The 378-nt window shown below is 36.0% G+C and carries 1 protein-coding gene; it reads right to left on the bottom strand.

The window, feature by feature from the left end; translation table 11 throughout:
• Nucleotides 1–359 (bottom strand): hypothetical protein (locus V7137_RS30315; protein ID WP_335701505.1); only part of this gene is annotated, 359 nt, incomplete at its 3' end.
• Nucleotides 360–378: the final 19 nt, after the last annotated feature.

Raw genomic sequence — 378 nt, 5'->3', positions numbered from 1 at the left:
TCCTTTTGGACATTATTTTCAACTCTCCAGGTTATTGGTCCATTCTCCTCCTTTTCCTCTCTGAATTCTTGGAAATCCAATCCTGGAATCATTTTTACCATTTTGGTATGGTCTTTGCTGATATGAACAGGAAGGATTCCGAATTCAGTCTCGACAAAAGCCACATTTGAATCGGTATCAATTAAAATCACTTTTTTGCAATCCTCATTCTGTGCTTCTACTTTTGCACAGATTGCTTCTTCCAATGATGTAGTAGGAATATAATTAGAACCAGGACTTGAACTAGGACGGGAAGCTGAAAAATAAAATACCACAATTAATCCTATGCAGAGTAAAGCTATTAAAATTTTTTTACTCATCTCCATCGCTCCCATAATT

The organism is Neobacillus drentensis, assembly GCF_036962765.1.
Taxonomy (GTDB): domain Bacteria; phylum Bacillota; class Bacilli; order Bacillales; family Cytobacillaceae; genus Neobacillus; species Neobacillus drentensis_C.
The sequence above is the reverse complement of the archived record's forward strand: the minus strand, read 5'-3'. Positions and strand labels throughout refer to the sequence as shown.